The 14,994-nt window shown below is 64.3% G+C and carries 12 protein-coding genes and 1 tRNA gene; 1 reads left to right on the forward strand and 12 read right to left on the reverse strand.

From position 1 onward, the window contains the following. Positions 1 to 57: 57 nt before the first annotated feature. The 12 genes from RQP53_RS04715 to RQP53_RS04770 form a co-directional block, all read right to left on the reverse strand. Positions 58 to 134: transfer RNA gene (locus RQP53_RS04715), tRNA-Pro, on the reverse strand. Between the two features lie 31 nt (positions 135 to 165). Beyond that, entirely contained in the window at positions 166 to 651 is a 486-nt protein-coding gene (locus tag RQP53_RS04720; protein ID WP_315648962.1) for a MerR family transcriptional regulator, read from the reverse strand. Between the two features lie 34 nt (positions 652 to 685). Beyond that, positions 686 to 1,060: an integration host factor subunit alpha gene (locus RQP53_RS04725; RefSeq protein ID WP_315649198.1), complete on the reverse strand. Its 375-nt coding sequence runs from the start codon at positions 1,058 to 1,060 to the stop codon at positions 686 to 688. Between the two features lie 23 nt (positions 1,061 to 1,083). Beyond that, positions 1,084 to 3,519, reverse strand: coding sequence for a phenylalanine--tRNA ligase subunit beta (gene pheT / locus RQP53_RS04730; protein WP_315648963.1), 2,436 nt, complete (start codon positions 3,517 to 3,519; stop codon positions 1,084 to 1,086). Positions 3,520 to 3,567: 48 nt separating this feature from the next. Next, positions 3,568 to 4,611 (reverse strand): phenylalanine--tRNA ligase subunit alpha, encoded by a 1,044-nt coding sequence (gene pheS, locus RQP53_RS04735; RefSeq protein ID WP_315648964.1) that lies wholly within the window; start codon positions 4,609 to 4,611, stop codon positions 3,568 to 3,570. A gap of 167 nt (positions 4,612 to 4,778) precedes the next feature. After that, entirely contained in the window at positions 4,779 to 5,135 is a 357-nt protein-coding gene (gene rplT / locus RQP53_RS04740) for a 50S ribosomal protein L20 (protein ID WP_102766472.1), read from the reverse strand. Positions 5,136 to 5,162: 27 nt separating this feature from the next. Beyond that, positions 5,163 to 5,366 (reverse strand): 50S ribosomal protein L35, encoded by a 204-nt coding sequence (gene rpmI, locus RQP53_RS04745; RefSeq protein ID WP_315648969.1) that lies wholly within the window; start codon positions 5,364 to 5,366, stop codon positions 5,163 to 5,165. A 245-nt stretch (positions 5,367 to 5,611) separates the two neighbouring features. Continuing rightward, positions 5,612 to 6,157 (reverse strand): translation initiation factor IF-3, encoded by a 546-nt coding sequence (infC, locus tag RQP53_RS04750; protein WP_315649199.1) that lies wholly within the window; start codon positions 6,155 to 6,157, stop codon positions 5,612 to 5,614. A gap of 72 nt (positions 6,158 to 6,229) precedes the next feature. Beyond that, positions 6,230 to 8,149, reverse strand: a complete 1,920-nt coding sequence (thrS, locus tag RQP53_RS04755) for a threonine--tRNA ligase (protein WP_315648970.1) — start codon at positions 8,147 to 8,149, stop codon at positions 6,230 to 6,232. A gap of 284 nt (positions 8,150 to 8,433) precedes the next feature. Further along, on the reverse strand, positions 8,434 to 9,516 hold the full coding sequence (locus RQP53_RS04760; protein ID WP_315648972.1) for a patatin-like phospholipase family protein: 1,083 nt from the start codon (positions 9,514 to 9,516) through the stop codon (positions 8,434 to 8,436). An 8-nt stretch (positions 9,517 to 9,524) separates the two neighbouring features. After that, a complete protein-coding gene (locus tag RQP53_RS04765) occupies positions 9,525 to 11,732 on the reverse strand; it encodes a TonB-dependent receptor plug domain-containing protein (RefSeq protein ID WP_315648973.1) in 2,208 nt (735 codons plus the stop codon). 172 nt (positions 11,733 to 11,904) lie between these two features. Next, positions 11,905 to 14,241, reverse strand: coding sequence for a Tex family protein (locus tag RQP53_RS04770; protein ID WP_315648975.1), 2,337 nt, complete (start codon positions 14,239 to 14,241; stop codon positions 11,905 to 11,907). 210 nt (positions 14,242 to 14,451) lie between these two features. On the opposite strand from RQP53_RS04770, the gene RQP53_RS04775 reads away from it, so the two are divergent. Continuing rightward, entirely contained in the window at positions 14,452 to 14,973 is a 522-nt protein-coding gene (locus RQP53_RS04775; RefSeq protein ID WP_315648977.1) for a chemotaxis protein CheW, read from the forward strand. Positions 14,974 to 14,994 lie beyond the last annotated feature (21 nt).

Raw genomic sequence — 14,994 nt, forward strand, 5'->3', positions numbered from 1 at the left:
TGCGCCCTGAAAAGCAAAAAGCCCGGCATCTTTCGATACCGGGCTTCAGCTGTTCTTTGGTCGGGGCGGCGGGATTCGAACTCGCGACCCCTTGCACCCCATGCAAGTGCGCTACCAGGCTGCGCTACGCCCCGACTGAGAAAAAGATTATAGAACGAAAAAACACTATTGCGCAAGCAGTGTCGATCGAATCGATAGCAATTCTTCGCGGACCTGGGCGATCGACAGCTTCTCGAGGCTCACCGTCGTGCGCGCACTGTCCTGCACGCCGGCCGCCATCACCGCCGGTGCGGCGGCGCGCGGGGTCAGGTGTTGCCCCGCAAGCAACAGGTCTTCATCCAGGCGCTGAGCGGCCTCGGCCTCGTCACGGAAGCTGCTCTGCGGCTCGCCACGCGCGGCCCCATCGGCCAGCTGATTGCGGGCACCGCTGATGGTGAAGCCCTGGTCGTAGAGCAGATCGCGGATGCGGCGAATCAGCAGCACCTCGTGATGCTGGTAGTAGCGCCGGTTGCCGCGCCGCTTCATCGGCTTCAACTGGGTGAACTCCTGCTCCCAGTAACGCAGCACATAAGGCTTCACGCCACACAACTCGCTGACCTCACCGATGGTGAAGTAACGCTTGGCGGGAATGGCAGGAAGCGCTTTGTCCATTGAAATCAAGGGCTTCAGGTGGGGAGGTCAGACTCTACTCGAAGTCATCCGCGGCGGGAACATCCCCTTGTACCGCACCCTTGAGTTTGTGGCTGGCATGAAAGGTAACAACGTTGCGCGCCTTGATAGGAATCGCTTCACCGGTGCGCGGATTGCGCCCGGGGCGCGAGGCCTTGCGGCGGATATTGAAGTTGCCAAAGCCGGACAGCTTCACATCCCTGCCCTGCACCAGGCTGCCATGGATGATGTCGAAAAAGGCCTCGACCATGTCCTTGGACTCGCGCTTGTTCAGGCCCAGCTTGTCGAACAGCAATTCGGCCAGCTCGGCCTTGGTCAGCGTGGGCGTCTCCAGGCTCGGCAGCAGCACCGGCACCGTCTCGGCGCCCTTACTCACGTCATCGTCGTTCATCGCGCTCATCACCCCTTGCCTCGTCAGGCGCGCAGTCGGGCACCGAGACGCTCAGCCAGGGCCTGCAGCACCTGGCTCACCGTCTGCTCGATGCGTTCATCGGTCAGCGTTGCTTCGTCGTCCAGCAATTCGAGGCGGATTGCCATGCTGCGTTCGCCAGCTTGCAGATCGCTGCTGCCCTGCACCGGCTTGAACACATCGAACAGCCGCGCCGAGCGTACCAGGGTGCCGCCCACGCCGCCAATGGCCTGCATCAACAATTCGTGGGTGACATGCTCGCCGACGATGACGGCGATATCGCGCAGCACCGCCTGCTGGCGCGGTACGCCCTGGCCTTGCGGCAGCTGCTGCGACAGCGAAGCGTCGAGATCCAGCTCGAACAGCACCGGCGCGCCGCCGTTCTGCGGCAGCTCATAGGCCTGGCGCCACTTCGGATGCAGTTCACCGATCACGCCGATCTCGCGACCGTCCAGCTCCACACGGGCGCTGCGGCCCGGGTGCAGGGCTGGATGCTCGGCGGCCACAAAGCGCAGCTGGCGCGGTGCGAACAGCGCTTCCAGATCGCCCTTGACGTCGAAGAAGTCGACCGCGCGATCACGCTGACTCCATTGCTGCTGATCGGCCGCCCCCCAGGCCAGACCACCCAGGTGCTGCGGTTGCGCCACGCCGGCGATGCTGGCATCGCCCTGGCCGACGCTGGCATCACGCAGGAAGACGCGGCCGATCTCGAACACGCGCACCCGCGGTGCCTTGCGAGCGAGGTTGTGACGCAGCACCTGGATCAAGCTGCCGATCAGGCTGCTGCGCATCACCGACAGCGGCGCTGCAATCGGGTTCAGCAAGCGGATCGGGTCGGCATTGCCGGCCAGCTCCTGCTCCCAGCGCGCCTCGACAAAGCTGAAGTTGATGGTCTCGAAATAATCCCGTGCAGCCACGGCACGGCGCAGCGCGTGAACACCACGGCGTGACTCCGAGAGCACCTTTCCGACCACCGGCGCCAGCGGCGGCGTCGCCGGCAGCTTGGGATAGCCAAGCACGCGAATGATTTCCTCGATCAGGTCTTCCTCGATCTGGATATCGAAACGCCAGCTGGGCGGCGTGACCGTCAGCACACCGGGAGCTTCACTGAAGCTCAGGCCCAGGCGCGTGAAGACGCTGACGCAATCGGCCTGGCTGATCGGCATGCCGATCACCTTGGCCGCACGCGCCACCCGCAGCTGCACCGGCTTTTGCTCGGGTAGACGCGTGGTCTGGTCGTCCATGGGACCAGCCTGGCCACCACAGATGTCCAGAATCAGCTGGCTGATGCGCTCGATGTGATCAACGGTACCGGCCGGATCTACGCCGCGCTCGAAGCGATGGCCGGCATCGGTGGAGAAGTTGTAGCGTCGGCCGCGGCCCATCACGGCTTCCGGCCACCAGAACGCGGCCTCGACATAGATGTTCTGCGTGCTGTCCGACACCGCCGTGTGATCGCCCCCCATGATGCCGGCCAGCGACTCAAGCTGCTCGGCATCGGCAATCACGCCGACCTTCTCGTCGACGGTGATGGTGTTGCCATTGAGCAGCTTCAGCGTTTCGCCGGGTTTGCCCCAGCGCACCACCAGTTCCTTGGCAATCTTGTCGAGATCGAAGATGTGCGAGGGGCGGCCGAGCTCGAACATCACATAGTTGGAGATGTCGACCAGCGGCGACACCGAGCGCTGACCGCAGCGCGCCAGACGTTCGACCATCCAGGCCGGCGTCTGCGCCTGGGTGTTGACGCCACGGATGATGCGGCCCGAGAAACGACCGCAGAGATCCGCGGCTTCGATGCGCACCGGCAGTTTGTCCTGATGGCTAGGGGGAACCGGAGCGATGGCCGGCAGCGCCAGCGGCACGCCGGTCAGCGCCGAGACCTCGCGGGCCACACCCAGCACGCTCAGGCCATGGCCCAGATTGGGCGTCAGCTTCAGCGTGAACAGCGTGTCGTCAAGGTTCAGGTGGGCGCGGATGTCCTGGCCCACGGCGGCGTCAGCAGCCAGCTCCAGCAGGCCACCATGATCCTCAGACAGCTTGAGCTCACGGGCCGAGCACAGCATGCCGAAGCTCTCGACGCCGCGCAGCTTACCCACCTTGATCAGGAAAGGCTTGCCGTCCTCGCCCGGCGGCAGCTCGGCACCAACGGTGGCCAGCGGCACCTTGATGCCGGCGCGAGCGTTCGGTGCGCCGCAGACGATTTGCAGCGGCTCGCCGTTGTTAAAAGCGCTACCCGCATTGACCTTGCAGACACGCAGCTTGTCGGCGTTAGGGTGTTGTTCGGCTTCGAGGATTTCGGCCACAACGATGCCGCTGAAAGGCGGGGCGGCCGGACGCAGCTCCTCGACTTCCATGCCGGACATGGTCAGCAGATCGGCCAGCGCTTGGGTGTTCAGCGGCGGGTTGCAAAAGGCGCGCAGCCAGGACTCTGGGAATTGCATGTTCTTCGCTTCTTGTTCAGGCTTGTTCGTGGGCAGGCGTTGAGGGCTTTACTTGAATTGGCTCAAGAAGCGCAGATCGCCATCAAAGAACAGGCGCAGGTCGTTGACGCCATAGCGCAGCATGGCCAGGCGATCGATGCCGGAGCCAAAGGCAAAACCGATGTACCGCTCGGGGTCCAGGCCCATATTGCGGATAACCTGCGGATGCACCTGGCCGGCGCCGGACACTTCCAGCCAGCGGCCTTTCAGCGGGCCGGCCTCGAACATGATGTCGATCTCGGCGCTGGGCTCGGTGAAGGGGAAATAGCTCGGGCGGAAGCGCAGTTGCAGCGCATCGGTCTCGAAGAAGGCGGTGATGAAGTTCAGGTAGACCGACTTCAAATCCTTGAAGCTGATGTTCTCGCCCACCCAGAGGCCTTCGACCTGATGGAACATCGGCGAGTGGGTCGCGTCGCTGTCGACCCGGTAGGTGCGGCCGGGCGCAATGACGCGGATCTCCGGCATGCTGTCCTGGCCGGCATACTTGCGCGCATGGGCCTGGGCATAGCGGATCTGCATCGGGCTGGTGTGCGGGCGCAAATTGAAGTAGCGGCCGCCCTCGTCCTTCATGTCGACATAGAAGGTGTCCTGCATCGAGCGCGCCGGATGGTTCTCCGGGTTGTTCAGCGAGGAGAAGCTGAACCAATCGGTCTCGATCTCGGGGCCGTCGGCCACATCAAAACCCATCGAGCCAAAGATCGCCTCGATGCGCTCCATCGCGCGGGTGATCGGGTGCAGACCACCAGTGCCACGCTGGCGGCCGGGCAGGCTGACGTCCAGCGCCTCGGCCTTCAGCTGCAGCGCCAGTTCAGCATCAGCCAGCGCCTGGCGGCGGGCGGTCAGTGCGGCCTCGATGCCCAGCTTCAGCTGGTTGATCTCGGCCCCGCGGGTCTTCTTCTCTTCCACCGACAGCGCGGCCAGGCCCTTGAGCAGTTCGGTCACACGACCGGACTTGCCCAGAAAGCGCGCCTTGGCGTTCTCCAGGTCGGCGGGCGTTTGGGCTTGGTCAAACTCGGCCTGAGCGGCCTGCAGCAGTTGAGCTAGATCGTTCATCGCGGGGCGATTCGTTGTCGGTCTGGCCCCGCAAGCGGGACCGTGACGGGAATAAAAAAGGCCGAGCACCAGGGTGTCGGCCTTTGAAAGGTGCGCGCCACGGCTACCAGAGCCGGGGCTGCCGCACCCTCCTGCCCTCCGAGGAGGCCAGAAGGGTATCGGGCGATTTAAGCGAGAGCGGCCTTCACCTTGGCGAAGATGCTGGCAAAACCAGCAGGATCGTTGACGGCGAGGTCAGCCAGGACCTTGCGGTCGATGTCGATCTGAGCCTTCTTCAGGCCAGCGACGAACTTGCTGTAGGTCAGGCCCAGGCCACGGCTTGCTGCGTTGATACGAGCAATCCACAGCGCACGGAACACACGTTTCTTGGCGCGGCGGTCACGGTAGGCATACTGACCAGCCTTCATCACCGCCTGCTTGGCGATGCGGAAGACGTTCTTGCGACGACCACGGAAACCCTTGGCCAGAGCCAGGACCTTCTTATGACGAGCACGTGCGGTAACACCACGTTTAACGCGAGGCATGTTTAACTCCTTGTGTTAGTGGGTGAATTACAGACCAGCCAGGGGCAGCATCTGTGCGATGTGGCCCATGTTGGTTTCGTGCACGTTGGTAGCACCACGCAGGTGGCGCTTGTTCTTCGTGGTCTTCTTGGTCAGGATGTGGCGCTTGAACGCTTGACCGCGCTTGACGGTACCACCCGGACGAACGCGAAAACGCTTTTTCGCGCTGCTCTTGGTCTTCATTTTGGGCATTTGAGTGCTCCTTTTAAGTGCGTCCCAGGGGCGGCTTCGATTCCTCGACGCGCTTTCCTTGCCTCTGGAGACTAATAAGCCCGCCGACGACCAGATCGACGGGCCAGAACTTTTTGCAAACAGCTGCATTTGGGCCGTTCGCCGAGCCGCCTCAAGGACGGCCCCAAGGTAATCAAAATCGGACCAGCGCCCGATTTTGATTACACCCCCTCGGGGGTGAAGCCCGCGTACCCGCGGGCCGGGGGTTAGCGTTTCTTCGGCGCCAACACCATGATCATCTGCCGGCCTTCCAGCTTGGGCATGTTCTCGACGACCGCCACATCCGCCAGCTCGTCGCGAATACGCTCCAGCAAGCGCATACCGATGTCCTGGTGGGTGATTTCACGGCCGCGGTAACGCAGCGTGACCTTGCCCTTGTCACCGTCTTCAGCGATGAAGCGACGCAGATTGCGCATCTTGATCTGGTAGTCGCCTTCGTCCGTACCCGGGCGGAACTTGACTTCCTTGATCTCGATGACCTTCTGCTTGGCCTTGGCTTCGGCCGCGCGCTTCTGCTCCATGTACTTGAACTTGCCGTAATCCATCAGCCGGCACACGGGCGGCGTCGCGGTTGCGGAAATTTCAACCAGGTCCACATCCAGATCACCTGCCATGCGCAGGGCTTCCTGGATGCTCACGATCCCGATGGGCTCGTTCTCCGGGCCGTTCAGGCGGACTTCGGGAGCAAGAATTTCACGGTTCAGCCGATGCTTGCGCTCGGGAATCGCTCGACGGTCAGCAAAAGTAGCGATGGTGCGTACCCTTCAAAGAACCCAAGGCAACAGGCCCACAAATAATAAAAACGCGCCCTTGTGAGAACCGCATCAGACCTTGGCGGCGATGTCAGCCTGGAGCTTCTCGATGAAGGATTCCAGCGACATCACACCGAGGTCTTGGTTGCCACGGGCGCGCACCGCAACGGCTCCATTTGCCTTCTCCTTGTCGCCGACGACGAGGATGAATGGAACCTTTTGCAAAGAATGCTCGCGGATTTTATACGTGATTTTCTCGTTCCGCAAATCGCTCACCACCCTAAGCCCTTGTTTTTGCAGCGATTTCACGATTTCCGCGACGTAATCGGCCTGTGCATCGGTGATATTGGCCACGACCACCTGGGTCGGCGCCAGCCAAACCGGCAGTGCGCCGGCGTGCTGTTCGATCAGGATGCCGATGAAGCGCTCCAGGCTGCCGACGATGGCGCGATGCAGCATCACCGGGCGGTGGCGCGAGCCATCCTCGCCGACGAATTCAGCGTCCAGGCGCTCGGGCATGTTGGGGTCGACCTGGATGGTGCCGCACTGCCAGGGGCGGCCCAGCGCATCCTTCAGCGTGTACTCGATCTTAGGGCCGTAGAAGGCGCCTTCGCCCGGCAGGTATTCGAATTCGCAGCCGGAAGCACGCAGACCTTCGGCCAGCGCGGCCTCGGCCTTGTCCCAGCTTTCATCGGTGCCGATGCGCTGCTCGGGGCGCGTCGACAGCTTGTAGATGATGTTGGTGAAGCCGAAGTCCTTGTAGACCTTTTGCAGCAGCGTCGTGAAGGCCTTGACCTCGGTCTGGATCATGTCTTCGGTGCAGAAGATGTGGCCATCATCCTGCGTGAAGCCGCGCACGCGCATGATGCCGTGCAGGCCGCCGGTCGGCTCGTTGCGATGGCATTGACCGAACTCGCCGTAGCGCAGCGGCAGGTCGCGGTAGCTCTTAATGCCCTGCTTGAAGATCAGGATGTGGCCCGGGCAGTTCATCGGCTTCAGCGCGTAATCGCGCTTTTCCGACTCCGTCGTGAACATGTTCTCGCGGTACTTGTCCCAGTGGCCGGTTTTCTCCCACAGGCTCTTGTCAATGATCTGCGGACCCTTGACCTCCTGGTAGCCGTTGTCGCGATAGACCCGGCGCATGTACTGCTCGACCTCCTGCCAGACGGTCCAGCCCTTGGGATGCCAGAACACGGTTCCGGGCGAATGCTCATCGATATGGAACAGATCCAGTTCGCGGCCGAGCTTGCGGTGGTCGCGCTTCTCGGCTTCCTCGAGCAGGGTCAGGTACTTCTGCAGATCGTCCTTGCTGGCCCAGGCCGTGCCATAGATGCGCTGCAGCTGCTCGTTGCGGTGATCGCCGCGCCAGTAGGCGCCGGCCACCTTCATCAGCTTGAAGTGCTTGAGCTTGCCGGTCGAGGGCACGTGGGGGCCGCGGCACAGATCGGTGAACTTGCCCTCGGCGTACAGCGACACATCCTGATCGGCCGGGATGCTCTCGATGATCTCGGCCTTGTAGGCCTCGCCGATGCTCTTGAAGTAGGCCACGGCCTCGTCACGCGGCAGCACCGAGCGCACCACCTTCTCATCCTTCTTGGCCAGCTCGCCCATCTTCGATTCGATGGCCGCCAGATCCTCGGGCGTGAACGGGCGCTTGTAGCTGAAGTCGTAGTAGAAGCCGTTGTCGATCACCGGGCCAATCGTGACCTGCGCCTCCGGGAACAGCTCCTTGACCGCATAGGCCAGCAGGTGGGCGGTCGAGTGGCGGATCACTTCAAGGCCATCGGCATCCTTGTCGGTGATGATGGCCAGCTGTGTATCGGCCTCGATCAGATGACTGGTGTCGACCAGGCGGGCGGATTCACCGCTGCCAACACGACCGGCCAGGGCCGCCTTGGCCAGGCCAGCGCCAATGGACGCGGCCACATCGGCCACGGTGACGGCTTGCGGGAATTCGCGCTTGGAACCGTCGGGCAATTGAATCGAAATCATGCTGGTGAACTCCGGATCGGAAGGGCTGCCAGTTCAATAGGAAAAAAGGCAGGCCCGGAAAAACAAAAAGCGCGGCTGCTGGGGCCGCGCTTTGTGGGGAGGCTGCTTGCTTCAAGCAGCGAAAGACGTGACGAGCCGCAGCCGACTAAACCTCTGTGGGGGTGGTCGTAGTTCGCGGTGTCATAACCATCTCGCCTTTCTCAGCCCTTGTTCGTTGATCGAGCGCCGATTGTAGGCCAGCCGGCGCCCTGGCCGTCAAGCGCGTGCGCGGCGCTTCTGTTGCCTCACAGCGGCAGGGCCTCGATGCTGCCTTGCTCGCAGGCGGCGGCAAACTCGTCGCGCAGGCGCTGGCTCTCGGCGATGGCCCGCTGCCAGGCCGCCACCCGCGCCGCCAGATCGCTGCCGAAATGCTGGAAATCTGCCCGGTCGGGCAGCTTGGCATTGGGCAGGGTCTTGATCCAGTCCGGGTTCGGTGCCAGCAGCACGACATTGTCGAGAAAACGGCTCGGCCGGTGGCGCTGCTTCAGCCCCTTGTCCAGCCAGCCTGGAATCACCTCGCGCTGGAAATGTGGGTACAGCACCAGCCCGTCACCGGCCATGGCCGCGTAATCCAGATGCAGGTGGTAGTCGGTGATCCCACCGTCCCAGTAGGCGCCGGCCGGCGCACCGGCGATGTCGTGCACCGCCTTCAGCCAGAAAGGAATCGAGCAACTGGCCAGCAACGCCGGCTGCAGATTCAGCGCATTCAGCGCCACCTGGCGGCTGCGGTAGTCCTGCAGTGGCATCGGCAGCGGCGCGCGCGGATCGGAAAACACCACCCGCTCCAGCCAGCCGCCCATGGCGCGACGCGATAGCAGATTCGCCGCAAACGCGCCACCATAGCCCAGCGGCGTGCGCCAGCGGCTCTCGCGCGCCAGCAAATGCCGGCCCCGCGAGGTAAAGATGTGCAGACGCAGGCGCGGATGGCTGAGCAGTTCGGCCTCGCGGCCGGCAAAGATCTCGCTCAGCTTGGCGCCAAAGACGCGCGAGACCAGGGCCGCTGACGGCGCCTTGCCGGGATCGCTGTCGTAGTGCTGATGCACATACTCGTGGGCCATGCGTGCGAACTCGACCTTGGCCTCGGCGCCGCTGCGCGCCAGGCAGGCCGTGGCCATGCGCCAGGAGCCGATGGAGGCGCCGAGCAGATGCACATCCTGGCGGCTGCGCGGCAGCCATTCGCCAAACACATACTGATCCAGCGGATTGAGGATCAGCCCCTTGGGGCCACCGGCCGCCGCCGGGATCACGCGCACCTGCGCGGGCCGCAGGCCCTCGGCCGCCAGGCGGGCGCGGGCCCGGGGGCCGGCAAGGATCTGCAGTGCGCGCATGGGTTCTCTCAGAGCTTGGTCTCGTACTGCACGCCGAACCAGGTGCGCCCCAGTCGCTCGCTTCTGCTGCCATAGCCGCTGGCCAGCAGCGCCCGCGAGCTGGTTGGCAGCGGCAGCAGATTGCCGGCCGAGAAGCGCAGGCTGCTCTGGCGGCTCAAGGTCCACTGCGCGAAGGCATCCAGCGAGCGCGAGCGCGACTGCAGCAAGTCCTGGCTGGCCGTCTGCTGGGTTTCATAGCCGGGCGTGTAGGCCAGGCTGGCGCCGAAGTTGACCGGCAGGCTGCTCATCCGGTAGTCAAAGCCCAGGTTCGCCGACCAGGGCTGCTGGCTGTCGAGCCGGTTGTTCGGGCCGCTCAAGGCCGCTACCTTGGAATGGTAGACGTTGAAAGAACCGCGCAGATTCAGCGGCAGCTTGGCGTCAAACAGGGCCGGCATCAGCTCGCCGGCCCGGCCCTTGACCTCAAACTCCAGGCCCATGCTGTGGGCCTTGGAGAAATTCACCGGTCGCGAGACGTAGCGCGGCACCGTCGACCAGGCCGGCTGCTCCAGCGTGGTGACGTTGCGGATCAAATCGGTGACATCGCGGTAAAAGCCGCCGATGCTGATCATGCCGCCGCCGGCCAGGTAGGTCTCGAGGGCGATGTCCAGGCCCGTGGCCAGTTCGGGCTTCAGCAGCGGATTGCCGACGCGGTCTGGCGACAGCTCGGTATTGGCCTGGCTCGCGTCCGGGAAGAGGCTGCTGAGGCTGGGGCGGGCCAGCAGTGCGTTCAGCTCGGGGGCCTTGTAGCTGCGCGTCAGTGAAGCGCGGATCAGATCGCGGCCCTTGGCATCGAGCTTGTAGTTCAGGTGCCAGAGTGGGGTGATCACGCGACTGACGTTGCGCGCGCCGTCACCGCTACCCCGGCTTTCGGTGGCAATGCGCTCGGTGCGCAGGCCCAGATAGGTGGACCATTGCGACGACAGCTCCCACTCGTCTTGCACAAACAGGGCCTGACGTTCGATGCGGGCGCCGAAGGGCTGGCCGTCAAACTCGGGCAGCTGCGGCTTGCCAAGCTCCGTCGTGGTGCGATCCTCATCGCGGCGGCGCCATTCCAGATCCCAGCCCATCGTCAGGCTGTGCTCGTCGCCGAGCAACTGGCTGAACTTGCCCGCCTGGGTCAGGCTCTGGTCGTGGTTATTGCCCACCGAGTGGCGCTGGTCGGCGCCCTGGCGGTAGGTCTGGGTGTCGAAGCGGCTCTTCGAGTCCTGCAGGCCGCCCTTGAGCTCGACGCGCTGGCTGTCGTTGAAACGGCGAGTCCACTGCAGATTGCCGCGCAGCATCTGCCAAAAGCCGTGGCTGTAGGCATCGTCTTCAAGCTGCGCGTTCGGCGTCGATTGCTCGTTGACGTAGAACTGCCGGTTGTTCCAGTTGCCACGCTGGGCAAAGCCCTGCAGGCTGAGGTTTTCGTCGTCGCTGAGCTTCCAGTTCAGCCGCGGCGTGGTGTTGAAACCGTGGCCCCAATTCGGCTGGGTCTGGCGCTGGATCGCCTGCGAAGGCGCCCCATCGGCGCCAGGCATACGACGCTCGCTGGTCGCCGTGCTTTCGCCGCGCCATTCAAACATCGATACCGGCAGCGACAGTGCCAGGGCACCAATGCGCTCGCCGTAGGTGAAGGTGGCCGAGGGTGTTGGCCGCTGAGCGCTGTAGCCGACGCCGACACGCAGATCGCGCTGCGACACCCGCGGCGCTTCCTTCAGGATGATGTTGATCGCGCCGGCCACGGCCTGGGCGCTTTGATCGGCCGTCGGGCCCTTGGTGATCTCGATCCGTTCGACCTGGGCGGGATTGAGCTGGTCCAGCGCAAAGCCCGGCGGTGCCGGATCGCCGTTGATCAGGATCAGCGTGTAGCCGGCGCCCAGGCCGCGCATCCGTGGCGAGCCGCCCTGCAGATCAACGCCCGGCAGGCGCTTGAGCACGTCGGCCAGATTGGTGTCGCCGTATTTGTCCATCTCCTCGCGGCCATAGATCTGCTTGGCCACCGGCGACTTGCGGCGCAGATCCGTATCGCCGAGGCTGCGCGAGCTGATCTCCACCCGCTCCAGCTTGGTGCCGGCCGGGCGCGGCTGCGGCTCGCCGACACCGGGGGGCAGGTCTTGCGCATGTGCGGATGGCGCGGCGAGGACGGCGCTCAGCGCCAGCATCTGAGCACAGGCGGCGGCAATGCGATGAGGATTCAAGACTGGGGCTCCAGGGCTCGCGGGCACGGGGACCCAGACGACAGAGATTGAGAAACTGGGCGCCACGATAGCGGCGGCGCCCGGCCCTGTCTGTCACCTTGCGACCAATGGCGAGAAAGCCACCTTCACTGGCGGTTTGCCCGCCGGCTGGCCGCAAGGCTTGAAAGCGAACTCAGCGCTTGGGCTGCAGCTTGGCAAAGGCCGCTGCCATCGCACCGCCGGCCGCCGGCGCCGCGGCCGGCCGGGCCGGGCCGCGCTCATGGCGGGCCGCCGGGCGGAAGCTGTTGTCCTGCGCCTTGCGTTCGCCGCGGGCCTGGGGCGCTGCGTCGAGCTTCATCGTCAGCGAGATGCGCTTGCGGGCCAGGTCGACCTCCAGCACGCGCACCTTGACGATGTCGCCGGTCTTGACCACCTCGCGGGCGTCGCTGACGAACTTGTTGGCCAGCTGGCTGACGTGAACCAGCCCGTCCTGATGCACACCCAGGTCGACAAAGGCGCCGAACTGGGCGACGTTGGACACCGTGCCCTCCAGCACCATGCCTTCGACCAGGTCCTTGATGTCCTCAACGCCCTCATTGAAGCGTGCCACCTTGAAGTCCGGACGCGGGTCGCGGCCCGGCTTTTCCAGCTCGGCCAGGATGTCCTTGACGGTGATGGCGCCGAATTTCTCGTCGGCAAAGGCTTCGGGCTTCAGCGTACGGATGACATCGCTCTTGCCCATCACCTCGGCAGCCGGGCGGGCCAGCTTTTCCAGCATGCGCTCGACGACCGGATAGGTTTCCGGGTGCACACCAGACAGATCGAGCGGGTTGTCGCCATCACGGATGCGCAGGAAACCGGCCGATTGCTCGAAGGTCTTGGGGCCGAGGCCCGTCACATCGAGCAGCTGCTTGCGGTTGCGGAAGGCGCCGTTGGCATCGCGCCAGCGCACGATGGAGGCTGCCACCGCGGCCGACAGGCCCGACACACGCGACAGCAGCGGTGCCGAGGCAGTGTTCAGATCGACGCCGACCGAGTTCACGCAATCCTCCACCACCGCGTCCAGCGTGCGCGCCAGCTCGCTCTGGTTGACGTCGTGCTGGTACTGGCCGACGCCAATGCTCTTGGGGTCGATCTTGACCAGCTCGGCCAGCGGGTCCTGCAGGCGCCGCGCAATCGACACCGCACCGCGCAGGCTGACGTCCAGATCGGGCAATTCCTTGGATGCAAACTCCGAGGCCGAGTAGACCGAAGCGCCGGCTTCGCTGACGACCACCTTCTCGATCTGCGTGCCGGGCGCGAGCTGTTGAATGCGCTTGATCAGATCGGCGGCCAGCTTGTCGGTTTCACGGCTGGCCGTGCCATTGCCGATCGCGATCAGGTTGACGCCGTGGGTGGCGCAGAGGCGGCCCAGCGTGTGGATCGACCCTTCCCAGTCCTTGCGCGGCTCGTGCGGGTAGACGGTGTGGGTGTCCAGCACCCGGCCGGTGTCGCTGACCACGGCCACCTTGACGCCGGTGCGGATGCCGGGATCCAGACCCATCACCACCCGCTTGCCGGCCGGCGCGGCCAGCAACAGATCGCGCAGGTTTTCGGCAAAGACCTTGATCGCCACCTTTTCGGCCTCGTCGCGCAGGCGGGCGAAGAGATCGCGCTCCAGGCTCATGCTGAGCTTGACCTTCCAGGTCCAGGCCACCGTCCTGCGGATCAGCTCATCGCTGGGCCGCTTGGCATGGCTCCAGCCCAGATGGCGGGCAATGCGGCCTTCCGCCAGGCCAGGCTGGCCGACCACCGTCTCTTCGTCGAGCACCAGCTTGGCGTCGAGAAACTCCTGGGTGCGCCCGCGGAACACGGCCAGGGCGCGGTGCGAGGGCACGGTCTTGATCGCCTCGGCGTAGTCAAAGTAGTCGCGGAACTTGGCGATGTCGGGGTTGTTCTCGTCCTTGCCGTCCATCAGCTTGGACTGGAACAGGCCCTCCTCCCACAGCCATTCGCGCAGCTTGCCAATCAAGAGCGCATCCTCGGCCCAGCGCTCGGACAGCAGATCGCGCACGCCGTCCAGCACCGCATGGGCATCGGCAAAGCCGGCCTCGGGGTTCAGGAAGGCCGCGGCTTCGGCCACAGGGTCCAGTGCGGGATCGGCAAACAGCTTGCCGGCCAGCGGCTCCAGGCCGGCCTCGCGGGCGATCAGGCCCTTGGTGCGGCGCTTCTGCTTGTAGGGCAGGTAGAGGTCTTCCAGCTCCTGCTTGGTCGGCGCGGCCTCAATGGCAGCGCGCAGCTCGGGCGTCAGCTTGCCCTGCTCTTCAATGCTCTTGAGCACCGCAGCGCGACGCTCTTCCAGCTCGCGCAGATAGCCCAGCCGCGATTCCAGATCGCGCAGCTGGCTGTCATCCAGGCCGTCGGTGGCCTCCTTGCGGTAGCGGGCGATGAAGGGCACGGTGGCGCCGCCATCGAGCAGCTCAACGGCTGCATTGACCTGGGCCGGCCGAACTTTCAGCTCGGCAGCAATCTGAAGCAGGATCTTGTCCAAAACGTCTGGGACCAGCAAAAACTAGGGAAGCGCGGGAGTGTGCCACAGGCCTTGACCACGTCCGGCTGCTGATACCAGCGACATTTTTAACGCTTCAATGCGATCAATTTAATTAGCACTAATATCACTTTAATCAATTGATCTAGGATAGCGCCATGTCCAACTGAGGCCGCCGGCAGCAAAAGCCCGCGGTACAGCACGATGAGCAGCATGGCCCTGATTTCCGCCAGCCCCAGCAGCGACGCCCACGGCGCAGCGCCTGTCGGCCTGAAGGCTGCAGCCGGTGAGTACCTGAGCCTGCGCTTGGGCAAGGAGGAATACGGCATCGATCTGCTGTGCATCCAGGAAATTCGTCGCCACGAGGAATGCACCCGCATCGCCGGCGCGCCCGATCATGTGCGTGGCGTGCTCAATCTGCGCGGCGATATGGTGCCCATCGTCGATCTGCGTCTGCACTTCGGCCTGCCGGCGCGGGTGGACGACAACACCGTCACCGTGGTGCTGCGCCTCGGTGATCGCACCGTCGGTGCCATCGTCGATTCGGTCTCCGATGTGCAGCGCCTGGCTGAAAACCAGATCAGCCCGCTGCCGCCCTTTCGCGGCGGCACGCTCAATACCGCACACATCCGCGGTCTCGCCAACCTCGACCAGGACGGCCAGCGCCGCCTGCTGATTCTGCTGAATATCGAGAGCCTGATGCAGGACTTGGCGCTGGCAGCGCAACTGCAGTGAACCCGACCGACATCGCAAGGA

This window comes from Roseateles aquae (assembly GCF_032337115.1).
Classification (GTDB): domain Bacteria; phylum Pseudomonadota; class Gammaproteobacteria; order Burkholderiales; family Burkholderiaceae_C; genus Roseateles_C; species Roseateles_C aquae.